General features: G+C 50.2%; 23 protein-coding genes and 1 pseudogene. 11 read left to right on the top strand and 13 right to left on the bottom strand.

Annotated elements, in window-relative coordinates; genetic code table 11:
* Positions 1-32: 32 nt before the first annotated feature.
* The 3 genes and pseudogenes from JTI98_RS21310 to JTI98_RS08715 all read right to left on the bottom strand — a co-directional run.
* Positions 33-164, bottom strand: a complete 132-nt coding sequence (locus JTI98_RS21310) for a hypothetical protein (protein ID WP_256436463.1) — start codon at positions 162-164, stop codon at positions 33-35.
* A gap of 61 nt (positions 165-225) precedes the next feature.
* Positions 226-660 (bottom strand): VOC family protein, encoded by a 435-nt coding sequence (locus JTI98_RS08710; RefSeq protein WP_058587084.1) that lies wholly within the window; start codon positions 658-660, stop codon positions 226-228.
* Between the two features lie 804 nt (positions 661-1,464).
* Positions 1,465-1,686: pseudogene (locus JTI98_RS08715) on the bottom strand (DDE-type integrase/transposase/recombinase); the annotation flags it as partial.
* A gap of 143 nt (positions 1,687-1,829) precedes the next feature.
* Between JTI98_RS08715 and JTI98_RS08720 the strand changes: the two are divergent.
* Entirely contained in the window at positions 1,830-2,864 is a 1,035-nt protein-coding gene (locus JTI98_RS08720; protein WP_044264343.1) for a LacI family DNA-binding transcriptional regulator, read from the top strand.
* A gap of 40 nt (positions 2,865-2,904) precedes the next feature.
* Here the strand turns inward: JTI98_RS08720 and JTI98_RS08725 are convergent, their stop codons facing one another.
* The 4 genes from JTI98_RS08725 to JTI98_RS08740 form a co-directional block, all read right to left on the bottom strand.
* Positions 2,905-3,324 (bottom strand): RbsD/FucU family protein, encoded by a 420-nt coding sequence (locus JTI98_RS08725; RefSeq protein WP_044254078.1) that lies wholly within the window; start codon positions 3,322-3,324, stop codon positions 2,905-2,907.
* Positions 3,325-3,370: 46 nt separating this feature from the next.
* Entirely contained in the window at positions 3,371-4,135 is a 765-nt protein-coding gene (locus JTI98_RS08730; protein WP_044327379.1) for an SDR family NAD(P)-dependent oxidoreductase, read from the bottom strand.
* A 117-nt stretch (positions 4,136-4,252) separates the two neighbouring features.
* Positions 4,253-6,127: a TRAP transporter large permease subunit gene (locus JTI98_RS08735; protein WP_052729062.1), complete on the bottom strand. Its 1,875-nt coding sequence runs from the start codon at positions 6,125-6,127 to the stop codon at positions 4,253-4,255.
* 73 nt (positions 6,128-6,200) lie between these two features.
* A complete protein-coding gene (locus JTI98_RS08740; RefSeq protein ID WP_052522439.1) occupies positions 6,201-7,244 on the bottom strand; it encodes a TRAP transporter substrate-binding protein in 1,044 nt (347 codons plus the stop codon).
* Positions 7,245-7,694: 450 nt separating this feature from the next.
* Between JTI98_RS08740 and JTI98_RS08745 the strand changes: the two genes are divergently transcribed.
* Positions 7,695-8,429: an aspartate/glutamate racemase family protein gene (locus JTI98_RS08745; protein ID WP_044327486.1), complete on the top strand. Its 735-nt coding sequence runs from the start codon at positions 7,695-7,697 to the stop codon at positions 8,427-8,429.
* 7 nt (positions 8,430-8,436) lie between these two features.
* Here JTI98_RS08745 and hypT read toward each other — a convergent pair whose 3' ends face one another.
* The 4 genes from hypT to JTI98_RS08765 form a co-directional block, all read right to left on the bottom strand.
* Positions 8,437-9,345 (bottom strand): hypochlorite stress DNA-binding transcriptional regulator HypT, encoded by a 909-nt coding sequence (gene hypT / locus JTI98_RS08750; RefSeq protein ID WP_042999408.1) that lies wholly within the window; start codon positions 9,343-9,345, stop codon positions 8,437-8,439.
* Between the two features lie 70 nt (positions 9,346-9,415).
* Complete coding sequence (gene iadA, locus JTI98_RS08755; protein WP_216082136.1) at positions 9,416-10,582, bottom strand: beta-aspartyl-peptidase; 1,167 nt, start codon at positions 10,580-10,582, stop codon at positions 9,416-9,418.
* A 13-nt stretch (positions 10,583-10,595) separates the two neighbouring features.
* The gene (locus JTI98_RS08760; protein ID WP_042999410.1) at positions 10,596-11,057 is read right to left on the bottom strand and encodes a YjiG family protein; all 462 of its coding nucleotides are present in this window, start codon (positions 11,055-11,057) and stop codon (positions 10,596-10,598) included.
* Positions 11,054-11,740: a nucleoside recognition domain-containing protein gene (locus JTI98_RS08765; RefSeq protein WP_042999411.1), complete on the bottom strand. Its 687-nt coding sequence runs from the start codon at positions 11,738-11,740 to the stop codon at positions 11,054-11,056. The genes JTI98_RS08760 and JTI98_RS08765 overlap by 4 nt, the downstream gene beginning before the upstream one ends.
* Before the next feature lie 469 nt (positions 11,741-12,209).
* Between JTI98_RS08765 and evgA the strand changes: the two genes are divergently transcribed.
* From evgA to JTI98_RS08800, 7 genes are all read left to right on the top strand, one after another.
* Positions 12,210-12,839 (top strand): acid-sensing system DNA-binding response regulator EvgA, encoded by a 630-nt coding sequence (gene evgA, locus JTI98_RS08770; RefSeq protein ID WP_042999412.1) that lies wholly within the window; start codon positions 12,210-12,212, stop codon positions 12,837-12,839.
* A complete protein-coding gene (locus JTI98_RS08775) occupies positions 12,836-16,024 on the top strand; it encodes a transporter substrate-binding domain-containing protein (protein WP_252869627.1) in 3,189 nt (1,062 codons plus the stop codon). Before evgA ends, JTI98_RS08775 begins: the two co-directional genes overlap by 4 nt.
* Before the next feature lie 460 nt (positions 16,025-16,484).
* Positions 16,485-17,009 (top strand): LuxR C-terminal-related transcriptional regulator, encoded by a 525-nt coding sequence (locus JTI98_RS08780; protein WP_044254092.1) that lies wholly within the window; start codon positions 16,485-16,487, stop codon positions 17,007-17,009.
* A gap of 116 nt (positions 17,010-17,125) precedes the next feature.
* On the top strand, positions 17,126-17,644 hold the full coding sequence (locus tag JTI98_RS08785) for a fimbrial protein (RefSeq protein ID WP_042999413.1): 519 nt from the start codon (positions 17,126-17,128) through the stop codon (positions 17,642-17,644).
* A gap of 44 nt (positions 17,645-17,688) precedes the next feature.
* Positions 17,689-18,366 carry a molecular chaperone gene (locus tag JTI98_RS08790; RefSeq protein ID WP_042999414.1) on the top strand — a complete coding sequence of 226 codons (678 nt, stop codon included), beginning with the start codon at positions 17,689-17,691 and terminating at the stop codon, positions 18,364-18,366.
* 65 nt (positions 18,367-18,431) lie between these two features.
* On the top strand, positions 18,432-20,879 hold the full coding sequence (locus JTI98_RS08795) for a fimbria/pilus outer membrane usher protein (protein ID WP_252869628.1): 2,448 nt from the start codon (positions 18,432-18,434) through the stop codon (positions 20,877-20,879).
* Positions 20,880-20,891: 12 nt separating this feature from the next.
* Positions 20,892-21,905 (top strand): fimbrial protein, encoded by a 1,014-nt coding sequence (locus JTI98_RS08800; RefSeq protein ID WP_216082138.1) that lies wholly within the window; start codon positions 20,892-20,894, stop codon positions 21,903-21,905.
* A gap of 150 nt (positions 21,906-22,055) precedes the next feature.
* Here JTI98_RS08800 and JTI98_RS08805 read toward each other — a convergent pair whose 3' ends face one another.
* The gene (locus tag JTI98_RS08805; protein WP_044254098.1) at positions 22,056-23,354 is read right to left on the bottom strand and encodes an anaerobic C4-dicarboxylate transporter; all 1,299 of its coding nucleotides are present in this window, start codon (positions 23,352-23,354) and stop codon (positions 22,056-22,058) included.
* 111 nt (positions 23,355-23,465) lie between these two features.
* Entirely contained in the window at positions 23,466-24,896 is a 1,431-nt protein-coding gene (locus JTI98_RS08810) for an aspartate ammonia-lyase (protein ID WP_216082139.1), read from the bottom strand.
* Between the two features lie 138 nt (positions 24,897-25,034).
* On the opposite strand from JTI98_RS08810, the gene JTI98_RS08815 reads away from it, so the two are divergent.
* Complete coding sequence (locus JTI98_RS08815; protein ID WP_042999418.1) at positions 25,035-25,970, top strand: LysR family transcriptional regulator; 936 nt, start codon at positions 25,035-25,037, stop codon at positions 25,968-25,970.
* A gap of 88 nt (positions 25,971-26,058) precedes the next feature.
* Positions 26,059-26,364: an antibiotic biosynthesis monooxygenase gene (locus tag JTI98_RS08820; RefSeq protein WP_216082140.1), complete on the top strand. Its 306-nt coding sequence runs from the start codon at positions 26,059-26,061 to the stop codon at positions 26,362-26,364.
* The last annotated feature ends 199 nt before the right edge of the window (positions 26,365-26,563 follow it).

Raw genomic sequence — 26,563 nt, forward strand, 5'->3', positions numbered from 1 at the left:
CATCAGCATTGTTTTGCCAGTCCCTCGCTCCGCTAATCGGGTTGCACACCAAATTCGGTCAGACGCGCTTTGTCCATTTGGTGGGTTACGATGGCTATTGCCACCGGGTTATCATTGATCAGCCAGACAAACGAGTCTTTAGCTGATACCGGAATAACGGTCATAGATAAAGCTCTCCATTGCGGTTTTCGGGAGCTACAGGGGGAAGATATGCTCCCTGTTTTCTCAGACAGTGAAGCTGATTTCTACAGAGCGGGCACTGCGATCGCCCTCACCATGGTAAACAGCTTCAATATTGTTACCGTCCGGATCCAGAACAAAAGCGGCATAGTATCCGGGATGGTAGGTTCGTTCGGCGGGGGCGCCGTTATCATGTCCGCCATGATTTAGTGCTGCGCGGTAAAATGCGTCCACCGATTCACGGTCTGTGGCCTGAAAGGCCAGATGGTGTCGTCCTGTAGGCACCCCTCCAGCCCCCGAACTTTTTACCGATGAAATGACCAGTTCGTCAGCCCAGATATAATCGTCATCTGTGATAACCAGGGGGATCTTAAGTTCCGCCAGCACAGCAGTGTAAAATGCTTTGCTTGCGTCAAAGTTGTTTACCACGAGCTGGATATGGTCGATAAGTCTGCCACGATGAAGCGTATAGTTTTCCACGGCTCATTTCCTTATTCACACTCTGTCAGTCAGGCCTGTATCTGTGAAATTGAACAAAGGTACAACCCTACGTATAACTTATATTGCTGAAAAAATACGTTAATATTTGTGCTCTGTACCCGACAGGTATCAGAAAATCATTCCAGATTGAGTCTTTGGACAGGAATTACTATTCTGCTATTCGCTTAAGATCAGGCTCTCAATTGCCAGTTGTAAAATAAATAGCAGAGATGAGATGAGAGCAAGCCATTTTAGGGGGCGCAGTTTACGTTCAGGTATAGAGAGCGTATGGAGTATGGCATGACGCTTCATTTTATTGAGTGGCATGCTACCTCCTTGAAAAAGAGCCGCCTGCGCAGGCGGCTAAGCAATGAAAACAAGAGTTATTCCACAAACCAGGTCACTGTGAGCAAGGCCAGTTGTCATGGGGCTAACATAACGGTTGGGACGGTAGGAAAAAAGGCCACGGGTGGCCAAAAGTTTTCCATTTCGAGTCGACAGCTTCCTCCAGGAGTGCTGTTCGTTTGTTAGCCAGAACAGCTTAACGGATAAAAGCAGTATCTCCATGTTAAATGAGTGGTTGTTTAGCGTTTATTTAAACAATGCCGATCAAATAATACGTACTCAAATAATAAACCGAGCAGGACTATCCAGTCCTGCTAAATGACAGGCGTTCATGAGAACTGGAGAAATAATTCCTTCTGATGTGCCACAATGCAATCACACCCCGGTCAGGGGATTCCCGGGTTTAAGTAGCGTGATTAACCGGCACTGTATCTGAAAGTTATCACTTAACGAATAACGGCGTTCTTTTTTCAGCGTACTGAAGAACGATTTGAACACCGCATTATCCCAGCAGTTACTACGTCGGCTCATACTGGAGGCCAGGTTATTGGTCCAATAGAACCGCCGCCAGTCGCCACTGTCGTACTGGCTGCCCTGGTCTGAGTGCACGATAACCTCGTCGTCAGGTTTATGTCGCCAGACTGCAATCAGCAGCGCATCCAGTGCCAGCGAGTGGTTCACTTGCTTAATTATGCCTGATACATTGCATTGACAGCTCCGTCTGTAACGTTACACTAAACCGTTGTAGTTGATAATTCCTGAGAAGATGGCGATGCCGGGTATGAGTGTCTTCCGCCATTCATCGATTGCCGCAAAGGAGATGTATGGCGAATATTCGTGATGTCGCAAAGCATGCTGGCGTTTCCGTCAGTACGGTATCCAATGTGCTCAACGGTCGGACCGATCAAATGCGGGCTGAAACCCTGGCGCGTATCCAGCAGAGCATGCAGACGCTGAATTACTTTCCAAACCGGGTGGCGCAACAGCTCAAGACCGGTCAGGCCAAAATGATTGGTCTGCTGGTGCCGTCCATTGTGAATCCCAGCTTTGCTGCCCTGGCCCGTGAAGTCGATCTGGCCGCCAAAAAGCGCCAACTGCGGGTGCTGATTGGAAATACCTACCGACAAATTGAAGAAGAAGAAGCCTTTCTGGACGACATGTTTTCCCACGGCGTCCGGGGGATTATCGTTGCCGCCTGCGATATTGAAAAAGCGCATTTTGCGCAAGCGGCAGAGCAGGGCATGGTGATGGTGAACTATGATGGCCGTATGCCTGTGCGTGCTCAGTCGGGTCATTTTGCGCTGGACAGTGTATCAATGGATAACATTGAGGCCGGGCGAATGGCAGCAGAACACCTGATTGCACAGGGGTGCCGTCGCCTCGCGTTTGCCACGGTGGAAGGGATGACCCCCAGCCGTGCGCACAAAATTGAGGGCTTTCTCCGCGCGGTGCAAGACCACGGGCTTTATCGGGAAGGGATGATCGTTGAAGGCCAGGCCATGGCGGCCTATGGCGACACAGAAATGACAGAACTCGGGCGGGCGCTGGCGTTAAAAATCAGCCAGCAGCCGGTGTTCCCGGATGGTATTGTCGCGATCAACGATGCGTTGGGCATTGGGCTGATGGCTGGTCTGCATCAGGCCGGGATCCATGTGCCGGAACAGATCTCTATTGTGGGCATCGACAATATTCCGCTCTCCGGACTGGTTTTCCCTGGCCTGACGTCCATCATGCCGCCGCTTCGGGAGATGGCAGAAGTGATGGTGGAGCGGTTGATCGAGCGGACTGAAAATCCGGCCATTCCGCCAGCGGAGTTTCTGTTCCCTCCGTCGCTGGTTTCCCGACAATCGGTACAGTAGCGGCGAGGCACGAGAAGAACGATACGTTCTTCTCGCTCTGTCATACCAGCGTTGGGGCTACGGTCAGCAGAATATTGGCGAAGCGGCGGGTTTCGCCGGAGGCGATGACCAGGAGCGTGTCAGACGATTTGGCCAGCGAATAAAACGCGTTACGTTCAACATGTTCAACTTCGATCGCCTCAGAAAGCATGCCACGGTATTCACGCTCGACCGTATTATCAAAATCCGCCGGGCTTGCCATTAACGTGGCTTTTTCCACATTAATATAGCCAAGGATTTTCTCCAGAATGACGACACTCCCGATCATCCCTGGAGTGAAATTAAGCCAGATAATCCGTGCCTGCGCAGAAGTATTGGTTAGAAAAGAGTAATTGGCATCGGTGATTAAAATATTCGCCTTGTGTCCGCACTGTGCCAGCGCCTGTAATAAATCAGGATGAATAATATCTGACTTGATCATATGTCATACCTTTTAAAACTGGCGGGCATTATCGCCCGCCGCATTTTTATGCCCGGTAAATACCGCCGTTAATATCGATGGTGGCACCGGAAACGAAGCCATCATATTCAGAAGCGAGGAAACAGATGACCCTTGCCACATCTTCCGGGGTGCCCGCGCGTCCCAGAGGAATGGCCTGGATTGTCTGCTCGGCAGAGGCCTGTGTGGTATGCTGATTATGAAAACGCGTGCCGAGAATCAGTCCCGGCGCAACGGCATTGACGCGGATGCCGTGTTCACCGAGCTCCGCGGCAAGCGAGCGAGTCCAGGTTAGCACCGCGCCTTTGGTGGTGGAGTAGACCAGAGAACCTGCATGGCCGCCAGAGCGCCCGGCCAGGGAGGCCAGGTTAACAATACTGGCGCCGTCTGGCGCGGCCTTCAACCACGGTAATGCCTGCTGAGTGACATTCAGCATCGTCGTCATATTGACGTCGATCACCGTGCGCCAGAAATGTGGCTCAATCTCACCCAGCCATTTGCGGGCAATAATGCCGCCAACGTTATTGATCAGAATATCGATACCGCCGAGGAATTCCGCTGCCTGTACCACACAGCGGGCTGCGTCTTCTTCATCGGTTAAATCGGCGAAACCACAGGCCGCGCGACAGCCTTGCTGTTCGGCGAGCGCCATTAATTCCCGTGGGCCTTCTTCGCCACTGAAATAATGAATATAAATATCGCATCCCGCCTCAATCAGTTTTTTCGCGCTCTCTTTACCAATGCCTTGTTCTGCACCTGTAATAAACGCTTTTTTACCCGTTAATAATCCCATTTCATACTCCCATTATTCATATTTAAACGGCATCAGGTAATGACGTGACATCGTTTTACCGTTTTTTGTGCGTGGATATCCCTGCCACCTGAGCGTGGCAAATACAGGACTTCATTATCAGTAGCCGGCCAGTCCGGGCAGCCAGGTGGTTAATGGTGGCGCCATGGCGACAATAATGATGCCGACAAAAACCACCGCCAGATATTTCGCCATCGGTTTGATGACGTGCTTCATCTCCACGCCACAAATGGCGCAGGTGGTATAGAGACCCAGGCCGATCGGCGGTGAGAACAGACCAAAGCCCATCGCCATGATCATCACAATGCCAAAGTGCAGCGGGTTAAAGCCAAGCTGAATGGCTATTGGCACCAGAATCGGGGCGAAAATGATCAGCGCAGGCGCACCTTCGAGAACCGCGCCAAAGATGATCAGAATAACAATGGTCAATATCAGGAACAGCCAGGCCCCTTGCTCCATGCCAATGCCAACCAGCAGTTCAGCGATCTGTTGTGGGATCATTTGAATGGTCAGGGCATAAGAAAGGCTGGTCGCACAGGCCACGATGAACAGCAGGACGCCGGACATTGCCGCAATATCAACGAACATTTTCACTGTGGCTTTCAGCGTCAGCTCACCAAACGCCAGGCGACCCACCACAATGGCGTAGATCACTGCGAAGGCGGAAATTTCCGTGGAGGTGGCGATCCCCATCATGACCCCGCGGCCAATCATGAAGATCATGACCAGACCGACAGCGGCACCGAGGTAAAGCTGAGTCCGCGGACGTAATACCGGATAGGCTTCGCTGACGTTAATTTTCCCGCCGAAACGGTTGGCGGCGACCATTAACAGCACCAACAGGCAAGCTGCAGGGATGAGGCCTGCTATAAACAACGCGCCGATGGAAATATTGGCGACAAAGCCCATCACGATCAGGTTCACGCAGGGTGGAATGGTTTCCGCCATTACCGCGGAGGCGGCAAATACCCCGGCGGCTTCTTCGCTGTCCTGCTTCGCGCGACGTACCGCAGGCATTAACACTCCGCCGACGGCTGCCACATCCGCCAGTTTGGAACCGGAGATGCCTGAGAAAAAGGCCATCGACAGTACGGTGGTCATGTTCAGACCGCCGCGAAAGCGTCCCATACCACGCACAATCAGTTCGACCAGACGCGTGGACATGCCGTTGATTTCCATTGCCGCACCGGCGAGCAAGAAGAACGGAATCGCCAACAGAACAAAGTGGTCAACGCCCGCAGCTACCTGCTGTGAGAAAAAGACAAACGGCAGGGAAGGGTCGCAGATAAAAAAGACCATTGCCGACATGCCGAGCGTGAAGGCGATTGGCACACCGGCCAGAATGCCAAGCACGAAGCAAATCAGCATCAGGCCCGCCGCCGCGCTGGCCGGATCGGCCATCAGCGACAATTTCAGATAACCCAGCGTCGCCAGCACAATGATCCCTGCGCCGCTAAGCAACACCACTTTTGTGCGTTCATGCAGCGCATGTTCCAGCGCAGCCACCATCATCACCACGGAACCGATTAATACCGGAATCACGTAAATGGTCTGCGGCAGGCCCGTCTCGGTGGTTTGCAGTCGCGCGGCCTGCACCAGATCATAACTGGAAACGACCAGTCCAACGGAGACCAGAAACAGGATCCAGCGGCTGGCATGAACAACGTAAGGGCGAACGCTTTCAGGCAGGAAGCGTAAGAACAGATCGACGCCAATGTGTCCGCCTCGGCCGGTTGAGGTGGCGACGCCAAAAAAGACCAGCGCAATCATCAACGCTCGCGCCACCTCTTCCGCCCAGTGGATTGGTGAATGCAGGGCGTAGCGCCAGATCACCGAAGCAAATACCACCAGCACGTTGATAAACAGCACCAGCGCTCCGGCCCAGGACGTTAACGTGGTCAGAAATCGACTCAGCCGCCCCAACAGCGTCAACAAAGACTTTTCATCCTTTGTTTTCATCGGGATATCAGCCATGATGAACTCCTTTCATGGTTTGTGTGGGCAACATCACCGGCCCGCTACACTTAGCAGGCCGACGATGATCGGCTTATGGTTTGTCGCTCGGCGCGGCGGCGCTGATCTCGTCCACCATCGGTTTCAGATCCGGGTATTTATCCAGGAAGGCTTTCCAGACAGGCTGTACGGCCTGTGCGAAGAACGCGCGATCGGTTTCCCGGAAAGTGACGCCTTTCGCCTCCAGGTTTTTAATCGCTTCCAGTTCTTTCTGGCTGGCCTGCTGGCGTTCGTATTCCGTGGCCTCTTTCGCTGCGGCCAGCACGTCGGCACGTAATGACTCTGGGATCTGCTCGAAGCTCTTCTTGTTCATGGCAATCATCAGCGGGTTATAGCTATGGCGGGTCAGCGTGCCATTTTTGATGATTTCATAATATTTGCTGGCATAGATGGTGGGCGCATCATGCTCGACACCATCGATCACGCCCATTTGCAGGCTGGAATAGACTTCCCCGCCCGGCATGGGAATGGCCACCGCCCCCATGTGATTCAGCGTGGCGATAAAGTTAGGCACCGGCAGTACGCGGATTTTCAGATTCTTTAAATCCTCCGGCTTTTCAATTGCCTTTTTGGTGTACACGTTGCGCGCGCCAAGGTTATAGCCATAGCCCAGCACCATTACGTTTGCTTTATCCATCATCAGTTTAGAAAGCTGCTCACCGGCTTTGCCGTCCAGCGCTTTCCCGACCTGGTCATAGTCTTTAAACAGATACCCCAGATCCAGCACACCGACTTCCGGCACCAGCGTGGCCCAGATTGAGGTCCCTGAAATCATCATGTTAATGGCGCCGATACGGACCTGCTGTGTTGCATCGGCTTCTTTTCCCAGCATAGCGTTGGCAAAGTAATTAAGCTTAATCTGTCCTTTTAACTTCTCGTTTTTATTAAGGTTTTCCTGGAAGCGGTTGAACCAAATATAGTGCGCAGAGGAGTCATCTCCTGGCAGAGACGAGTAAACACGAAAATTGATGGCTGCCTGTGCTGAAGCGCTCAGCACACTGCCTGCAATCAGGGCGCTACTGAGGCAAGCGAGTGCCAGAAAACGTCTGGCTGAACGAAACGGGGTTGTTTTCATCATGATTATCCTTTCTCACAGTGTAGAGGTCGTGATAACGCCATCTGGCAAGGTGGACGCAGCCAGTTGGTTTAACGAAAAAGTCGCTGATTCTGTTTTCTGTAACGTTTTAGTGTAACGTTACAGACGCTATCCGACTCACTGTGCAAATGCAATATGCTTCCTTTCATCAAGATGAGTGATATGTGAATTTTGTGGCGGGTATCGCTAATTTCCGGGCGCGTGTTACAAAACCGAAACGGGGTGTTCGCTGTTTAGTCACTGTTTAGTGAGGCAGGCTCCAGAAACCGGTACGTCGTTGGTGCCCGGGAGCGCAGACAGCAGTCTGTGTAAACCGATTCGCGTCTGTCAGGTGATAACTTTTACGCATAGCTGCTTAGAAAATGGCATTTTTTACATAAGCATCAAGGTGATAGTGTCAATTGAAATGACAGAGAAAGCGCGGTGCAGATGATGAAACATACCATTGGGATTCTGGGCGGCATGGGGCCCGCAGCAACGGCGGACATGCTGGAAAAATTTGTTGAATTGCGCAGCGCCAACTGCGATCAGCAACATATCCCGCTCATCGTTAGCTCAATTCCGGACATTCCCGATCGTACAGCCTGTCTGCTTTCTGGCGGCCCCTCCCCCTTGCACTATCTGGAGCGTTATCTGCATATGCTGGAAGATGCAGGGGCTGAGTGTATCGTCATACCCTGTAACACCGCACACTACTGGTTTGATGATTTACGGGCAGTGGCAAAGGCGGAAATGATCAGCATTCTGGATGCCACGCTGAGTGAAATTCCTCCCGGCGTGACTCGCGTCGGCCTGCTGGCAACAAACGCCACGCTTGCGACAGGGTTATACCAGAAAAAAATGACTGCGCAGGGGCTCTCACTGGTTCAGCCGGAAGAGGCGGGGCAGGCGCAGGTGATGCAGGCAATTTACGCATTGAAAAGCGGAGATAAAGCCACCGCGCAAAGGTTGCTGTTTCCACAAATTGAGCGACTGATTTCCCATGGCGCGCAGATCATTATTATGGGCTGCACTGAGATCCCGTTAATTGTGGCCGGGCATGAGAGCAATTTTGGGTGCCGGTTTATTGACTCAACCGCGTCTCTGGTACACGCCGCCATTCGCTGGTATGAGTCATGGCCAGATACGCAGATGGATGAGCCTGTGCAGCAGGTTGCCTGCGTTTAAATTGCGCTCAGGGGACAGTATGCAGATGGTGCAGTTCTTTCCAGAACCGCTCCGCCAGGGGCGTCATCCGCGTATCCATCCGGTAAGCATACGCCTGAATAGGAATAATCAGCTCGTCCTGGTTCAGCACAATGAGCTGTCGATTACGAATCTCCTGACGAATCGCATACTCCGGGAGCCAGGCGATTCCACAACCGTCCAGCGCAACCTGTTTAAGCAATTCGCTCATCGAAGAGACAAAAAATGTACTGAAACTCAGCTCGGTATAGCGGGTTAACGTTCGGTTGATAAGCCGCCCCATATAGGAGTTCTGGCTATAGTTGAGCAACGGGAACGCGGGTTGGTCGAGTGTGTATCGCGGTTTTCCGTTTTCATCGCTTGCACAGACGGGAAACAGTTGTGACTCAAACAGGTGAATATTGGCAAACGGAGGCTGGAGCAGGTTTTCGTCATAATAAGAGAAGATAAAGTCGCTTTGCCCCTCCCGCAACATATCGACCGCCTGATCGACATCGATCGCCTCAACCGACCAGGTAAACTGGGTTGGCATCTGGCTGACGATACCGGGTAACAGCCCTAGTGAAAGGGAGTGCGCAGCGGCAATCTTAATTTTACGCAGTGTGAAATCGCTGCCGCCACGGAGTTCAGCCAGGTTACTTTCCAGCTGTTGTAGCAGATGACGTATCTGAGAGTGAAAGATTTTTCCCTGCTCGGAGAGTTGCAGCGGCGAGACCTGACGATTGAACAATTCAACCCCGACCGCGTTTTCCAGGGCGCGAATACGACGGCTGAAGGCGGGTTGCGAGACATTTCGAATAATCGCGGCCTGGGAGAAGTTTCGGCACTTTTCCAGCGTCAGAAAGTCATAAAGCCATTTCGTTTCAATGTTATACAAACCTGCACCACTCACATCCATTTATCATCACCTGTCAGCCGTCTGTCTGCGCCATTTTACGGGCATTCACACGGCTGACAACCGATTGCGCTTACTCGAAAGACCCCTTCACGCAGGCTTTCCCGTCAACCACCATGCGTTTGCCGTGAGCATAAACCTGCTCAATACACAATTCCGGCGTCATTACCAGCAGGTCGGCATCCTTACCGGGGGCGATTTCGCCTTTAGTGGATAGGTTAAGAAAGGTAGCCACACTGGTCGTCAGCGGACGCAGTGCGTCGGTCAGGGTAAATCCGTAATCGTTGATTAGCGATTGTACAGTTTCAAGCAAGCTCTCGAAGCCCGCCACGCCAATTCCGGTGAGTTTTCCGGCATCATCAAACAACGGCTGACTACCATTACCATCAGAACTGACCGTTATCCGGGCAAGCGGTACACCGGCTTTGACTGCGCGAGCAACCCCCTCAGCCGGTGCAACCGGATCGGGGATACCGCTGGTGATGTCGATGGTGCCGCCCTTGAGCGCAAAGGCCAGTGCTTCTTCGAACAACGCCTCATTGCGGTTTACGTGGGTGGGAAGCAGCTTACTCATCGGCACATCGCTATTTTCGAGAATGTCGTACAGCGGTTTGAGCCCCTTTTTACTGTCGCCCATATGGAACACGCTCACACCCGGTTTGCCGCCCAGCAGGCCACCCACACGAGACTCCGCTGCCATGTTTGCCAGTTGATAATCGCCAGGCGCGGCAGAGCGGTGGTCAGAGACGGCGCATTTTACGCCGATAACGCGATCGATCAGCGCCACATCTTTTTCGACGGAACCGGTGATCGTCGGTGAAGGGACATGATAAGCGCCCGTTAGCATCCAGGCGGTGATCCCTTCTTCATTCAGCGCCCGGGTTTTTGCCAGCAGTGATTCCGGATGACGGGTTACGGAGTCGGTGCCGAGCAAACCAATGACGGTCGTGACCCCGGCTTCGGTCAGTCTGCTCAGTCTGACTTCTGGCGTGCGGGTCGTGGGGCCCGCTTCGCCACCGCCGCCAATCAGGTGTACATGCTGATCGATAAAGCCAGGACACAGGATCCGTCCCTGGAGATTGATAACCTTACAATCCGGCACAATGTGAGGCGAGATATCGCGTGCAACGGCAATAATCTTGCCGTTGGCGAGAAACACGTCGCAAATCCCCTGATCTTCAGGGGTATAAAGATGCGCACCTTGCAGTAACGTAAAATCTGCGAAGGATAAATCAGGCATGATAATTCCCTTTTTAAACAATAAGCTGCATAACCCAGATCGACAGTAATGCGTTGATGGCACATACCGCAATGATGTGGGGGTAATATTTGGCGTTCACTTCGGCGGTACCGAGGCAGCGACCCACGTTTTGTACCGGGTTACCCATCAGGTATATCGCCGGGAGCAGAACCGTGACGTCGTGCCCATTTAATGCTCCCGCAGTGAGCAGACTGGCGGAAACGCCTACCGCGCCGCCCATACTCATCAGCGACGCTAACAGCACGGTGGCGGCTTCACCAGGAAGTCCCCAAAGTGCCATGACGGGCTGACAAATGTGTCCAACCCAGTCAAGTAAACCGGTGATTTTCAGCGCCTGAATAATGACGAACGCCATCACCACGTTTGGCAGCAAGTTAGTGGTGGCAATTGTAAAGCCGCGGCGGGCACCGTCGATAAACATGTCCATGACATTTTTGCGTACCTGAGTGGTCATGCTTGTGCTCCTTGCGTTGGGTTACGGCGTTCTTCAAAGTTGATCCAGATACGTAGCAGGTTGGCGCCGACAAATTTAAACACCAGAATCACGGCCAGCGGGACGATAACAGACGTTCCCAGAAACGCGAAGACGGCAACGCCAGAGGAAAAATAGTTGGTAATAATCGCGCTGCCGCTGGTCTGGTATGCGGCAAAAATGACTTTATCGCGCTCGGTGATTTCACCATCCTGCGCCAGTTCTTTCGTCATACCTGCAGCCGCATCGGTATTTTGTAAGTTAGCGATAAGCGCCAGCGAGCAGATGCCCGGAATGCCCAACAGCGGCTTCAGGATCGGCGTCATCAGTTGTTGCGCCGCACGCAATCCGCCAAGACCGTCGGTGATAGAAATAATGCCCAGTGACAAAATGACTGACGGCGCAAGTTCGAGCGCGAAAAGAAAACCATCTTTTGCGCCCGTACCGCCCGCGCCCCGGAAGGTGACGGTCGTTTGTGCCGCGCCATTCGCGATCTGACCAAACGAACCGTTCAGCACGCTAAAATCAAAAACACGCCACCAACCTTCCGTTCCGGAAAATACGCCGGAAAAGAAAATGATGGTCAGAAAAAATGCCAGATATCCCTTAAGTCCGACCTTTTCTGTTGCAAGCGGCAGCGCCGCCTGTTCCCCTTGTTGCGCCATAGCGAACCCCGTTATTTTTTTGATAATGTGTGTTTGTTGCGACAGGCCAGAAGTGGCCCGAACTCAATGACCTTACCAGTCATAGGGATATGGGGAAAATGCCAGAATGTTTCGCGCTATGCGTTTCTTGCATAGGGTGACAGAAATATCAGGATTAAAACGACCCGCCAATTTCTGCCTCGTTTTAACATTGCCAGATAATTTCTTTTCCATTTTTGTAAGGATAGTGGATTCAACGGCATGGTTTTAAACATTCAGAACATCGCTTCATGATGTGCAATAGCCTCAGTCATCACGATCGCATATGAGTGAGTATCCAGTGAAATATATACAGCCAGGGTGGGGGAAGTGATGAGAACAGTGAAGTACTCCGCACGACAAAGGTTAATGTAGAGGATAATCTACCGTATCGTTTACGCTATTATTAATGACATAGCGTGTTTAGAACATCACGATCTTTGGGGGAATTATGAGTGGAATGCGTTCCCGCACGGCAATTATCGTGGACGACCATCCTCTGGCGCGTATGGCTATTCGTGGTGTACTGGAGAAAGATCGCGTTACGGTTCTCGGAGAGTATGAGGACGGGGCGATTGCGCTGAAGAGTTTGCTAAAAACGACTGCGGATATTGTGGTTATTGACGTTGAGATCCCCGGCGTCAATGGGGTAGAGCTGGTGGAGAAACTCAGAGCGAATCACTATCACGGCGTGTTAGTGGTCGTCTCAGCGAAAAACGATCGTTACTTCAGCAAGCGCTGTGCACAGGCGGGAGCGAACGCGTTTATCAGTAAAAAGCAGAACATGGATAATATCCTGGCGGCCATTAATGCCGCACAGAATGGGTATACCTATTTTCCATTTTTCTCCGAAGAAGCCTCCGAAATCCTCACCGATGCGCAGCGTCTGGAATCCCTTTCGACACAAGAGATGAAAGTCATGGGGCATGTGCTTAACGGTCTGGACAATTCGCAAATTGGTGAGGCGATGCATATTAGTGGTAAAACCGTCAGTACTTATAAAACGCGGCTCATGGAAAAACTCGGCTGTAAATCATTAATCGAACTGCTCTCGTTTGCTCATCAGAATAAGCTGACATGATGATAAATAAATGGCTGATGGCGGTGCTCATTATTTTATCCATCGGCGGGCGTGCTGTTTACGCACAACTAAGACTTCCCGTTGAGCTGGAACTATCAGGATTCAATTATATATCGCCTGTACCGGTTTATTTGAGTGAGGATGACAAACGCTGGTTACAGCAGAAAAAAAGTCTCAGAGTCGCCGTTTATGAGCCCGTTCAGCCGCCGCTTGTTATGACAACGCTGACTGGACGTTATCGGGGAATGAATGCTGATTATCTGGCATTGATTCAACATTCCCTTAATACACGAATAAGTGTGATGGCGTATCCGGATCAGGCTGACGCTGTTGAGGCGTTAAAAAAGGGAGAGGTCGATATGGTATTGACCGGGCTGGAGAGTCAATCCTGGCGTGAAGCAAGTGTTCAGGTTTCTCTGCCACTGATTCATTCCTGGCCCAATTTAGTCACCTCTCTTGGCAACGTTATGGCGCCATTGCAGAGCGCACAACGTACGGGGGTAGCGATTGTTAATCACTATCCAGATGTCGATTTTATCCGCCAGTCCTTTCCCGATGCCGAGATCGATAACTATGGCAGTTACCAGGAAGCGCTGAATTCTGTTAATAATGGGCGCAATGCCTGGTTTTTCGGCGATTCACTCACGACCAGCACCTGGCTTTCCCAGGAGTTCAGTCTTGCGCTGACAACGGTGAAGTATTGGCCTGCGCCACAGAGAAAGAGCTACTTTTTATTTTTGCCCGCACAGCAACGGCTGCGGGAAATTGTGAACAATACCCTTAGCGCAATTGATGAAAACATCCATGGGCAAATTGCCCAGTCGATGATTGATAAAGGCAATCTCTCCTTCCTGATTGAACCTCTGGACCTGACGCCACGCGAAAAGCAGTGGTTAAATAATCACAAAACACTCCGTGTGATTATCAATCCCTGGTTTGCCCCTTACACGATGGTTGATGGAAGCCAGCAAACGCGGGGTATTGTTGGCGATGTCCTTAATTTGATTGGCTTACAAACGGGTATTCAGTTTGAGACGGTGGTCGTCAAATCGAATAAAGAGATGATCGCTGAAATGAAAAAAGGTAACTGGCATATTGTGCAGGCCGCAACCTATGATCTCAGCCGAGAAAATTATCTCTCTTTTACGCATCCATTTATCACCACACAGTTCGTGGCCGTGATCAGAAAAGAGGAAAGTAAAGAGCATGCGCTGCGGCCCGGTAACCATGTTGCAATCAGCGCCGATCACACTTTACTGGCCACACTGAAGGCGAAGTATTCAGGCATTGTGTGGGAAGAGGTGGAAAATTCCAGCGTGGCATTGAATCTGGTCGCAACAGGAAAAGTGGATGCCGCCATTTCGAATCAGCTGACCGCGCGATATCTGAGCGAGCATTACTATCCCGATCAGCTTTCCTGGATACCGCTTACCGGAGAAGAACCCGCGGCAATTAGTTTCGCGGTGCCCCGCTCTGAGCCGGAGTTACGGCAAATTCTGGATAAAGCGTTAGATGATATTCCGCAAAAAGAGGTCCTGCAGATCGTCAGTAAATGGATTCGTCTGCCGGATGTCAAAATAGATACCTGGGAATTATATAACAGGCCTTTTTATCTGGTGGCTACCTTAGCGTCGTTACTGGTACTCAGCACCTTGTTATGGGCAGTCTATCTGGTGCGGGAAGTTCGTATCAGAAAACGTTCTCAACGCTTACTGCAAGAGGAACGAAACCGGGCTCTCAGGGCCAATGAAGAGAAGCGGGAATTTCTTTCTCACATGAGCCATGAGATACGAACCCCGGTAAGTGCCATTATGGGATTTCTTGAACTCCTGCAATTTTCTCCTGCGAAGTTTAGCCCGGAAGATAAAGCATCAGTGGACCAGGCGGCTCAGGCCTCACGTTCGTTATTAAAACTTATTGGCGAGATCCTCGATCTGGAGAAGATCGAATCGGGCTTATTAGAGACCGTTCCCCAGTGGAAATATCCGGACAGCCTGATACAAGACAACATTGCATTATTCAGCGCGCTGGCGGCGCAAAAAGGGATCGCGCTACGTTACGATTCTCGTTTAGAGGCACGCGAGGCGATGCGACTGGATCCCCAATTACTGGGGCAGGTTCTCACCAATATTATCGGTAACGCGGTGAAATTTACCGAACGTGGTGATGTGCGAATTTCTGCGGTCAAGCATGAGCAAACGCTGGTGATCTCGGTGCGTGATTCTGGGCCGGGAATGAGCGAAGAAGAACAACGTCGTTTATTCACCGCCTTTAGCCAGGGAATAGCGGGAGAACATCACCGCGGTTCGGGGCTCGGATTAGCCATTAGTCGGGGATTAATGAGGCAAATGGGAGGGACAATCGAACTGCAAAGTGAGGTGAATCGGGGGACGACCGTTACGTTGAGCCTGCCAGTCCAGACGTCGTTTGATATCACGCCTACCGTTGCGGACGTTGACGCGCCTCTGCCAGTATTGCAAGGAACAACACTCCGGGTATTAATCGCGGATGACCTTCCTTTCAGCCGATTACTTTTGAAACGTCAGCTTATGACGCTGGGTATCATCGCTGATGAAGCCGACAATGGCGAGATTGCATTGCATTATCTTCAGCAAGGAAATTATGACTTGTTGATTACCGATCTCAATATGCCAGTGATGGATGGTATTGAGCTTGCCCGCCAGATCAGAAAAAGTAATACAACGCTTGTTATCTGGGGGCTCACGGCAACGGCGCAGGAACACGAGCGCGAACGTTGTCTGTCGGCGGGCATGAATGCTTGTCTTTTCAAACCCATCACGTTGTCACAACTCTCTCATTTACTCTCCGGTGTCAGTGATACCCACGACACGGCATTTGATCTCGAAAGACTGGCGATGCTGGCGCAAGGGAATCGGGCATTGATGCTTCGCGCATTAAAAGATGCGCAGGAAGAAAATCGCTGTGATTTAACGGCGGCTTATAACGCCAGTGAGTCTGGTGATTATCGTCTGGTTAAACATCATATTCATCGCATTAACGGGACTGCTCAGTTATTGGGGGTTGAGACTTTAATGAAGGCTTCACAGTCTCTGGAGGATAAACTCCCGGACGCAATGACTGTCACCGAACTGCCTGCTGAGCTTGAGTATATCCAGACACTACTGGACGAGCTGGAGCAGGCAATCGAGAAATTCACACCTTAATTTTCCTTCCTACATGTGTAGGCGGTGCCTGACAGAATAATAAGGCATCGCTGATGTTGCTCCTGTGTTAACCAGGTAAAATAAGCCCTGTTCCAACAGAATAAAATTAGTTAATTAAACCTGGTATATTTCCTAAGAAAAATCCATGTTTTGGTTTATTACAAGTTTCAACTATCAAACACGCCCGGATCATTAAACCAAACCTATCCATATAGCTAGTGTTTAATTCTGTTTTTTGTTGCATATTCTGGGTTTTTGTTTTGATAAAAATAGCCAGGTGTGGATCGTTGTTCTTTTGAAAGTAAAAAGATAGTAGAAACGATCGTTTTTATGTTTTCTTACGAAATCCACGACTTTTGTGATGTCATGCTGAATTATTTTCTGTAAATTTTACAGCGAAACATGTGGCGACTTACAGACGTTAAAACAGCAAGCAGGAAGTGTCGAAAAGGGAAGTTCTATGAAATTGTCAGACTCCGTTTTTTCTGATGATTATTTTTTTATTGTCGGCATAAGTGCGTTGTTAACGCCGGAGTTAATTGATGAAAATTACACTATAGTCGATGTCGATGAGTCGCTCCTTCAACGGAGTACAGAGTATTTGTTTCCTGGCAGGAAGATCATTGCATTTATCACCAATGATCTCGACTACTACGCGTTATGCCATTTGAGAGATATAACTTTCATTGATAAGAGACGCCGGATAAATGAAATCCTCTCATGCCTGTTTGTCAATGACTCCAGGTATGCTTATCGGGTGAAATACACGCTTTCATTCCGGGAAAGTGAAGTTCTTGATTGTATACAAAAAGGAATGGAGGCGAATGAGATTGGTGAGTTATTGGGCATGTCGATGAAGACATTCTATGCACACCGTCGCAGTCTGATATTTAAACTTCAACTCGGTAATCGTGTATCTCTGTATCGAAATATCGCGCGAATAAGAATGTGCAAACCCTGTGTTCATGAGCCTGACCTTACATAAATTATTGCGTTAATGTCGGGAAACGAGAATATGCAGAGGAGGTGAGTGCAGAAATAATTGTTTTTAACATCAACGCTTTTAATTAAATATTAACTTAACTATCAGGATTTTACGATATGAAAAAATTAGCACTGATTTCTGCGATTTTATCGCTGTCTGCTCTACAGGCGACATATGCAGCCGATGGCGTAATTAACTTTAACGGAACCATTACGGGAACGGCGTGTGTGGTGGATCCTTCCGCGATTTCACAACCCGTTGAGCTTGGAACCGTTTCAACGGCGGCATTTTCTGGTGGAAGTGGTGCAACAGCTGCCGCTAAGCGCTTCAACATTGTGCTGAAATCCTGTCCGGCAAGTGTAACCAGCGCCAGTGTTCGATTTGACGGTACCACCAATACGACTAACCCTTCGATTCTGGCGTTGACCACAGGTCAGACTGCGACAAATGTTGGCGTCGCTATTTATGAACAGGACAGCGCGACATTGATCCCGGTCGGTACTTCTTCGGCTAGCGTGGCATTGCAGGAAGACATCGACAATACGTTGACCTATTTCGCGAAATATATGGCCACAGGCGTTGTCGGAGCAGGGTCGGCCAAGTCGTCAACCTCTTTCACCGTAACTTATCAGTAAAAGCAGGGCCACTCGTGGCCCTGAGTAATTAAGCAGGAATTCTCATGTTTCAGCAATTATATAACACGGTTGCTATAGGGATGATATTTATCTCAACAGCGGCAATTAGTGGTGTTGAAATAGGCGGTACTCGTCTTATTTATAATGGTAATGCCAGTCAGGCTGCAATCAGTGTTAAAAATCCGGACAATAAACCGTATTTAATTCAGTCATGGGTGAGTAAAAGTGAAAATGGTGATGAGAGTGGTAGCGAATTCACTACTACACCACCTTTGTTTAAATTAAATCCAAATGCGCAGAACTCTGTTCGCGTCATGTTGGCTGAAAATAACTTACCAACCGACAGAGAAAGCGTTTACTGGCTGAATATCAAAGCGATTCCCTCATCCTCACCGGATGCGAAAAATGAATTGTTGATCGCGGTAAAAAGCAAAATGAAGCTGTTTTATCGTCCCACCGGGTTAAAAGGCGATCCGTCATTGGCATACCAGCAGTTAATTTTTTCACGTGAGGGTGGGAAATTAACTGTAAATAATCCAACGCCTTATAGCGTGTCGCTCAATGAAATAAAGGTGAACGGCAAGACGATCACTAAGCCTCCAATGGTATTACCATTTCAAACCGTCACGCTACCCCTATCGGGGATAAACGGCGGTGACGTATCGTGGCGTGCGATTAATGATTTTGGAGGCGTCACGACTGAACAAAAAGTTAAAATGTAGGTTAAATGCTTATGCTCCAGTTCAATACGGTTTCAGGTTTTGCAACGTTAACGAAATTATCAGTCATGGTCTATCTGTTTACACAAGCATCAACCGTGTTGGCTGAGGATTATTTTTCACCCGATCTCATTGAAACCCGAGGGAATATTCCACGTGATATTGATATCTCCCGTTTCAGCAAAACTGACGGACAGGTTCCCGGTATTTATCACGTTGATGTCTATCTGAACGGAAATTATATTGAATCTCGTGATATCAGCTTTCTGGGTAAAGAGAGTGAATTGGCACCATCCTTAACCTACGCCGATTTCGTAAAATGGGGTGTGAAGCGTAACGCACAGCCTGACTGGATGAGTATGGAGGATTCCGCGACCATCGATAATATTGGTGCGTTACTCCCCGGGAGCCAACTCAATTTTCAGTTTGATGGGATGCGTCTGGATATTTCGGTGCCACAAGAATATATGCAGCGCGATCCACGCGGCTCCGTTGCACCGGAACAGTGGGACGATGGACTGAATATGCTGTTCCTGAATTATAACTTCTCTGCTGCCAACAGCCATGGCAAGGGAGATTCGCGTAATGACAGCTATCTAAACCTTCGTAGTGGGGTTAACGTCGGTCCCTGGCGGTTGCGTAATTACTCGACATATAACAATAACGAAGGGGACGGGCGCTGGAATACCCTCAGTACGTCACTGGAGCGTGATATTAAAGTGCTGAAAAGCCAGTTCAGTATGGGGGATGGTTATACGCAGTCTGGTGTATTCGACAGTGTTCACTTCCGTGGCGCGCAAATTTATTCGGATGACACCATGTTGCCGGAAAGCGTTCGGGGGTTTGCGCCTGTAGTCCGTGGCATTGCGCAAAGTAACGCACAAGTCACCATTCGTCAGGGCGGGAATATCATCTGGCAGTCTTATGTTCCGCCAGGCCCGTTTGTGATTGATGATCTCTATCCTACGGCCGCCAGCGGTGATCTTACCGTGGTGGTGCGTGAGGCAGATGGTTCGGTGCATCAGTTTATTCAGCCATTTTCGGCTGTGCCGATCATGCAGCGGGAGGGCCAGTTTAAATATGCTCTGGCAGTGGGAAAATATCGAGCATCAAACAGTACAGATAAAGAACCGGATTTTCTTCAGGCCACAATGAGCTATGGGTTGCCGTGGGACACCACGATATATGGTGGCACGCTGGCGTCGGGGGATTACCAGGCCGGAGCTATTGGTATCGGCAAAGGATTGGGCGATTTCGGTTCGTTCTCTTTTGACACCACCTTTGCTCATACGCAGATGCCAGGCAAAACGGAAGGCGGTATTTCGCTTCGCGCGCAGTATGCCAAAGATTTTTCATCAACGGGCACCTCGCTGAGTCTGATGGGATATCGGTATTCCTCTTCCGGCTTTCATGATTTTCAGGAAGCGAATGGTGATATCAATAAATACCGGATGGCGAGCGATAACGTTCTGGAAGGCAATGACTGGCGTTATCAGCGTAACAAACGCAGTAAGGCGCAAGTGACATTGAACCAGCAGCTTGGCGATTTCGGGAATATCAACCTTTCGGCCTGGCACCAGGACTATTGGGGCGGTGATACCGAGCGTAACGTCAGCCTGGGTTACAACACCAGTATTAACAATATTAATTATGGCCTGAACTATAGCTATTCCCGTGGTCCCTGGCACAACGACAACGATCATATCGTCTCTTTTACGATGCAGATTCCGTTCTCACGTTTCTTGCCAAACAGTTGGATGACGCTATCGACAAACGCGAATAAAAAAGGCGACGCCACTTCACAGGTTGGGCTGTCCGGTTCCGCGCTGGAAGACAGAAATCTGAGCTGGAACGTACAGCAGGGATACAACAGTAAGGGGGCAGATGTGACGGGCAGTGCGTCGGCGAATTATAAGGGCCGTCATGGTGAATATCAGCTTGGTTATAACTACTCTCGCGATAATCGTCAGGTCTCGGTTGGCGCAATGGGGGGACTGGTGGTTCATCCGTATGGCGTCTCCGCGACTCAACCTCTTGGCGAGACAATGGCGTTGGTGAAGGCCGAGAATGCCGCTGATGTGAAAGTGGCGAATAACAGCGGCATTTACACAGACAGTAAAGGTTTTGCCGTTGTGCCGTACGTTGCGCCATATCGACAGAACAGTCTGACGCTAAATACCGACAGGTTGAACAACAATACGGATGTGTTGAATGACACGCAGACCGTCGTACCAACAAAAGGCGCGCTGACGCTGGCCGATTTCCCGACCGTTACCGGCTACCGAATCCTGCTGCAATTGACGGGCAAAACGATTCCGTTTGGGGCGACGGCAACAATTAACCATCGCGACAATACGCCAGAAGGGATTGTTGACGATCGTCAGCGAGTCTGGTTTAGCGGCGCACCGGAAAAAGGCTCCGTGGTGGTGAACTGGGCTGGGGAAAGTTGTCTGGCAAATTATCAGATTGCGCAGGCTTCTGACAAAACGCATAACGTCACCGCGGAGTGCAGGTAAGTGGAGAGTAAGATGAATCGAATTATAGTGAGTTTATTGTGGGTGGCTCTGGGACTGTTTTCACGGACTGCGCTGGCGTGGGATTGTTCGACGGTCACGCCATCAACAACCTTATCGCCGCAGAATATCACTATCTCCAGGGATTTGCCGGTGGGGGCCGTTATTGGTACGCAGATAATGACGCCGACAGTGAATGCGTTCAGTTGTTTTGATTCAGCGGACGGGGTTATTTCCAATCAAACATTTGGCGTAAAGGCGATAGGTACCTTCGATTCGATGGTCAATGGGGTACGGGTCTATAAAACCAACGTTGACGGTATTGGCTATGCGATTTCCGGCTCGACGGCAAAGTGTGCCGGAGGGAATGCCGCCGTAACGGGGGCGAATACGATTCGGGGCGATATTAACACCGCCAGGCTTTGTCAAAATACCACGGGAATGATAAGTCCCGGATTGAATGGTGCGGTCACGGTGACATTTTATAAAACGGCTACGGAGACCGGTTCTGGTACGATATCGGCAAGAATGGTGGGGTCGTTGATATTGCTGAATAACTCGCTGCTCTGGCAATCCCCAGAAGCCGCAGTCAATATCAATGCGTTCACGGTGACCACGCCAGCCTGCAAACTGACCACGGCATCCATCCCTGTCGATATGAAAGAGGTTGATAAAAACGCCTTTAATGGCAAAGGAACGACGCCGGGAGAGACATATACCCAGTCATTCAATTTGCCGATGACCTGCAATGCCGGAACCGCCGTCAGCGTCAGGATGGAAGGCGATATTAATGACGCAACGAAAGGCGTCATCAATACGACCAGCGGGAGTAACGCCGCCACAGGGGTCGGGATCCAACTGCTTTATAACAACCAGCCAATGAGGTTGGGCTCCGATGTGGCGGCTGGGACATCGAGCACAGGGGGCGGTTTCACGGTCCCGCTTAAGGCGCGTTACTACCAGACGGGCGATCACATCACCACAGGGACGGCGAATGGCGTACTGTCTTTTACGATGACATACCAGTAGTTGCCGAATAACTAACATATGGATGAATAGCAGAACAGATTAACCTCAACCTGTTCTGCTGTTCATCACGACATATTTAATGCGGCTACGTTGGTGATGTCGTGGGGGATAGAGAAAGCCGCCAACGGCAGGTCTGTTCTGTCTTCGCCATTACAAAATCATCTGTGCCAGTAAAAAGCCAAATGGTACCGAGAAGATAATCGATAAACATCCCGGCAGGAAGAAGGGGTGATTAACGATCTTTGAGCCATTCCAGCGCGAACTGAGAAATGAACCCGTATCATCAGTGGCTATCGCAAACGCGGTTGTCGGGTAAATATTCGTGATATAAAGTGCGCTGACCGCGACAAAGCTGGCTAATATTGCCTCCGGGCTAATTCCGATGGAGGCGGCGATAGGCATCAGCAATGCGCTGGTTGCCCCCTGGCTAAACAGCATGGCGCTGGTACAGAAAAATACCGCCGCCAGTAAGAACGGCCAGGCGCGTAATATGTCGCTGGCTTCCATTTTGATCTCATCGATATGGGCACCAATCAGCGTGCTGCTCAGCCAGACAATCCCTAATACCACCACCAGTGATTCCGCGCCGGATTTAAATATCGGTGAGTTCTTCAGCTCTTTCATGTCCAGCTTGCAGGTGAAAATAATGATCGTGGACACGACAAACATCGTAATAATGATTAAGTCGCGGGAATTAATGGTATGCCCAATCAGGGATTTAAACAGCAGCATACAGACCACGAAGACCACTCCCACCAGGAATATGGCGACTGAGGATTTTGCTCCGGCGGGAATAGGGCGGCTGGCCTGTTTATTCAGCACAATTTTATTTTCCTGCATGATTTTTTGACACACAGGATCGTCGGCCAGTTTGGCACCTTGTCTGCTGGCAATGAACGCCGCGATCAGCATGGCAAATAACGCGGTGGGCAGGATAATCAGCATTGCGTCGCCGAAGCTCACGCCCATCACCTCAACGGTGCCGTACATAATCGCCGTGGCGGCAGAGATCGGGGAGGCGGTAATCCCGAGTTGCGAAGCCACAACCGCAGAGCTTAACGGCTGGCTGGGTCGGATACCGTTGTCTTTCGCCACTTCCTGAATCACGTTCATCACCGACATGGCGGTATAACCAGTACCGGACAGTACCGTCAGAATAAACGTTACGGTGGGGGCAAGAATATTAAGATAGCCGGGATTATGGCGCAGTAATTTTTCGGTCAGGGTGACGAGATAATCCATTCCGCCGGCCTGTTGCATGGCTGAGAGCGCCACAATGGTAGACAGAATAATCAGCATCACGTCGACAGGTGGAGAACCTGCCGGAACGCCAAAAATAAATACCGAAATCGCTAATCCGATCCCGCCGGCAAACCCGACGCCAATTCCGCCCCAGCGGGCGGCAAGCATGATGGTTCCCAGTAATAAAACGACATGTAATATCACCATATAATTAACCTGCTCTTTGTTATATTTTATTTATCGGCAACGAGAGGGTGAGGTAATGAATAGGGAATATTCATTACCTGCAGTTAACGCTTATTTCTCGATAACAGATGATTACGACATATTCATTTCTGTTTGATAACGTTTAATCGCTGCCGTACTCTTTTGCGGATCGGTCATATTCATCGGATCAAGCAGATAATCCGCCTGTTCCGGTGTCAGCAGTTTTTCTGCCAGCACGACCTGCTTTACGCTGCACTGCTGTTGATACGCGGTTTTTGCAATTCGCGATCCCACCTGATAGCCAAACAGGGTTGCCACGACGGTGGCCAGCGCCGTACTTTCCTCTGCGTAGCGAGCACTCACTTCTTCATTTATCGCGATATCTTTCAGACATTTATCGATGAACAGCGGTATCCCCCGGCTCAGTAACGAGCAGGATTCGAAGAGCGCCTTTAGCAACACCGGTTCCCACACGTTCAGGTCAAGCTCGCCGCCCTCAACCGCCATGGTTACCGTGACGTCATTACCGATAACCTGATACGCAATTTGATTCATCAGTTCGGGCATGACCGGGTTAATTTTGCCCGGCATGATGGACGAACCCGGTTGCACGGCAGGGACAATAATTTCATTAAAACCGGCGCGCGGCCCTGAACCCTGAATACGAAAATCGGTCGCCATTTTAGAGAGAAAGGCGGCGATTTTCTTGAGCTGTGCGGAGAATTCAATATAGAAGTCACCGTGTTGCAGACCATCGAAAAAATCCGCTTCCGGGCGATATGGCTCGCCAGTGAGGGTCTTCAGCCATTGATACACCGCCGGAAGATATCCCTCATGGGTGGACAACCCCGTACCAATCGCCGTCGCTCCCAGGGGTAAATACAGCGCCTCCTCGTTGACCTCGGCCAGTTTTTCCCTAAGCCGGTTGACCTGTGTGCGATAGGCGCCAAACTGTTGGCCAAACGTCATTGGCACCGCATCCTGTAAGCAGGTGCGGCCTAATTTCACTTTGTCGGCAAACTCACGGCTTTTATCCGCCAGTACGGCTTCCAGTTTTTCCAGTTGCACCAGCAAATGCTTGATATTCATGCGACTGGTCATTTTCATCGCCGCAGGAATGACGTCGTTGGTCGACTGTCCCATATTAACGTGCGTATTTGGGTGAATCGCATCATATCCCCGTACGCCGGTGAGCAGTTCATTCGCGCGGTTAGCCACCACTTCATTCATGTTCATATTGGTCGAGGTGCCGCCGCCGCCCTGAAAAATATCAATCGGGAAATGGGCGTCAAAATCGCCGTTCATCACCTCCTGCGACGCCGTCACGATGACGGCGGCTTTCTGCTGATCCAACGCGCCAATTTGCGCGTTGGCCTGAGCAGCCGCCTGTTTTATCGCGGCGATTGACCACAGGAAATGCGGAATGTCCCCGGCCGTTTTCCCCGAAACTGAAAAATTCAGTACCGCCCGTTGCGTTTGAATACCGTAGTAGGCTTCCTCCGGCACCATTAACGTTCCTAATAGATCCTTTTCTTCACGCATCGTTATGTCTCTTCCTGTATTAAGGTGTATCGCTACCTTAATTGGCTGGCAGTACAGATAATTTGAAGTGGCTCAAAGAAAAAAAAGCATTGAAAAGATAAATACTCATTATTAAAAAATGTAATAGTAGAGGTGGGAATGAAGGATATTAACTTCGATTTTAAGCAGTTACAGGCGTTTTTAGCAGTCATTGAGACGGGGTCATTTACCGCTGCGGCAAAGAAACTCAACCTGACTCAATCCTCGATTTCTCAGCAGATCGCGAATCTGGAAAATGGCTTAAAGACTGAAGTGATTAACCGTTCACAGCGACCCATTCAGATGACGATAGCCGGGCAGGCGCTGTACCCGCTGGGAAAAAAGATTATCGATAGCGGTGTTTATCTGCAGGAACATATCAACGCGATCAGTCACGGGCATATTTCACATTTGAAAATCGGCTTTGTGGATTCGATCGGTAAATCTATCGGCCTGGATATCCTGACCTTTCTACAACCGCAGGTGAAACATATTTTTCAGGTTACCGGTACAGCATCGGGGCTGCTTTCCGCGCTGAATACGGGCAGCATTAACCTGGCCATCACGATGCTGCATACCGAGATGCCGCCTAATGTCAGAATGTACCCGCTGATTGAAGAGGAGTTTCTGTGCGTTTGTCCCAAAGCCTGGCCGGAAACGCGGCTGGAAGAGTTGTGTAAAAACAGGGACTACATCGCCTATACCCGCAATACGCCGACCGGCATCCAGACGCTCAACTGGCTGAAATGGAATAACCTGTCTCCGTCTATCCAGTTTGAAATGGATAATGCTGATGACATTCTGAAATTAATTTCCTGCGGCTACGGATGGACGCTGACCACGCCGCTGTTTATTACCACACTTCCCGCCTTTACTGACTCGCTGAAGATCATCCGGATCAACAATCGCAAAGAACGCCGCAAAATTGTCCTGCTCTGTAAGGATGATGAACTGTCTGAGTTCTATAAAAACCTGGCGATTGAGGTCCAGTCAATACTGGAAACGAAACTGGAACAGGGGTTCTACAGTAAGCTCAATGCGGATGTGCCGTCATGATCCCTAACCAGGCATGATTCGGTCTTCAGCGAAGTATTGCCCGGTACTTACCGCTAAAGTAGCGGAAATGCTAACCCAGGAGATTGTTATGATAGCGGTGATTTTTGAAGCGGATGCAGTACCGACTCAGCAGGAGCGATATTTACAGCTTGCCGCTGAACTCAGGAACGAACTTGTTAATATTGAGGGCTTCATTTCGATTGAGCGTTTCAAAAGCCTGAGTACGGAAGGGAAGATTTTATCGCTTTCCTGGTGGGAGAGTGAAGACGCCGTCGCGGTGTGGAAGAGCAACATGAAACACCGGGCAGCGCAAAGGGAAGGCCGGGAGTCGATATTCTCTTTTTACCGCATCCGCGTTGTGCACGTTCTGCGAGATTATTCATCGGAAGGATAAAATTCGACCATCTTACGGAAGCGTAACTTCCGCTGATCTCACGCAATCTTTGCAAACAGGACTATTTTCTTACAAGAGAGAAATAAGGATGGAGGTAGAGGGACAGAAAGAGAAAATGGCGCGTGATGTAAAAGGATGTGATCGAGCGAGGAACAGCATTGAGCTTAATAGTTAACTCAACCTTAAATATTACCCCTTG

Origin of the sequence: Citrobacter sp. MGH 55 (assembly GCF_016906145.1) — a bacterium.
GTDB classification, from domain to species: Bacteria; Pseudomonadota; Gammaproteobacteria; order Enterobacterales; family Enterobacteriaceae; genus Citrobacter_A; species Citrobacter_A amalonaticus.

What these genes read in the sequence shown, in the direction of transcription:
- JTI98_RS21310 (WP_256436463.1), bottom strand. Translation starts at nt 164, where the DNA reads ATGACCGTTATTCCGGTATCAGCTAAAGACTCGTTTGTCTGGCTGATC.
- JTI98_RS08720 (WP_044264343.1), top strand. Translation starts at nt 1,830, where the DNA reads ATGGCGAATATTCGTGATGTCGCAAAGCATGCTGGCGTTTCCGTCAGT.
- JTI98_RS08725 (WP_044254078.1), bottom strand. Translation starts at nt 3,324, where the DNA reads ATGATCAAGTCAGATATTATTCATCCTGATTTATTACAGGCGCTGGCA.
- JTI98_RS08730 (WP_044327379.1), bottom strand. Translation starts at nt 4,135, where the DNA reads ATGGGATTATTAACGGGTAAAAAAGCGTTTATTACAGGTGCAGAACAA.
- JTI98_RS08735 (WP_052729062.1), bottom strand. Translation starts at nt 6,127, where the DNA reads ATGGCTGATATCCCGATGAAAACAAAGGATGAAAAGTCTTTGTTGACG.
- JTI98_RS08740 (WP_052522439.1), bottom strand. Translation starts at nt 7,244, where the DNA reads ATGATGAAAACAACCCCGTTTCGTTCAGCCAGACGTTTTCTGGCACTC.
- JTI98_RS08745 (WP_044327486.1), top strand. Translation starts at nt 7,695, where the DNA reads ATGAAACATACCATTGGGATTCTGGGCGGCATGGGGCCCGCAGCAACG.
- hypT (WP_042999408.1), bottom strand. Translation starts at nt 9,345, where the DNA reads ATGGATGTGAGTGGTGCAGGTTTGTATAACATTGAAACGAAATGGCTT.
- iadA (WP_216082136.1), bottom strand. Translation starts at nt 10,582, where the DNA reads ATGCCTGATTTATCCTTCGCAGATTTTACGTTACTGCAAGGTGCGCAT.
- JTI98_RS08760 (WP_042999410.1), bottom strand. Translation starts at nt 11,057, where the DNA reads ATGACCACTCAGGTACGCAAAAATGTCATGGACATGTTTATCGACGGT.
- JTI98_RS08765 (WP_042999411.1), bottom strand. Translation starts at nt 11,740, where the DNA reads ATGGCGCAACAAGGGGAACAGGCGGCGCTGCCGCTTGCAACAGAAAAG.
- evgA (WP_042999412.1), top strand. Translation starts at nt 12,210, where the DNA reads ATGAGTGGAATGCGTTCCCGCACGGCAATTATCGTGGACGACCATCCT.
- JTI98_RS08775 (WP_252869627.1), top strand. Translation starts at nt 12,836, where the DNA reads ATGATGATAAATAAATGGCTGATGGCGGTGCTCATTATTTTATCCATC.
- JTI98_RS08780 (WP_044254092.1), top strand. Translation starts at nt 16,485, where the DNA reads ATGAAATTGTCAGACTCCGTTTTTTCTGATGATTATTTTTTTATTGTC.
- JTI98_RS08785 (WP_042999413.1), top strand. Translation starts at nt 17,126, where the DNA reads ATGAAAAAATTAGCACTGATTTCTGCGATTTTATCGCTGTCTGCTCTA.
- JTI98_RS08790 (WP_042999414.1), top strand. Translation starts at nt 17,689, where the DNA reads ATGTTTCAGCAATTATATAACACGGTTGCTATAGGGATGATATTTATC.
- JTI98_RS08795 (WP_252869628.1), top strand. Translation starts at nt 18,432, where the DNA reads ATGGTCTATCTGTTTACACAAGCATCAACCGTGTTGGCTGAGGATTAT.
- JTI98_RS08800 (WP_216082138.1), top strand. Translation starts at nt 20,892, where the DNA reads ATGAATCGAATTATAGTGAGTTTATTGTGGGTGGCTCTGGGACTGTTT.
- JTI98_RS08805 (WP_044254098.1), bottom strand. Translation starts at nt 23,354, where the DNA reads ATGGTGATATTACATGTCGTTTTATTACTGGGAACCATCATGCTTGCC.
- JTI98_RS08810 (WP_216082139.1), bottom strand. Translation starts at nt 24,896, where the DNA reads ATGCGTGAAGAAAAGGATCTATTAGGAACGTTAATGGTGCCGGAGGAA.
- JTI98_RS08815 (WP_042999418.1), top strand. Translation starts at nt 25,035, where the DNA reads ATGAAGGATATTAACTTCGATTTTAAGCAGTTACAGGCGTTTTTAGCA.
- JTI98_RS08820 (WP_216082140.1), top strand. Translation starts at nt 26,059, where the DNA reads ATGATAGCGGTGATTTTTGAAGCGGATGCAGTACCGACTCAGCAGGAG.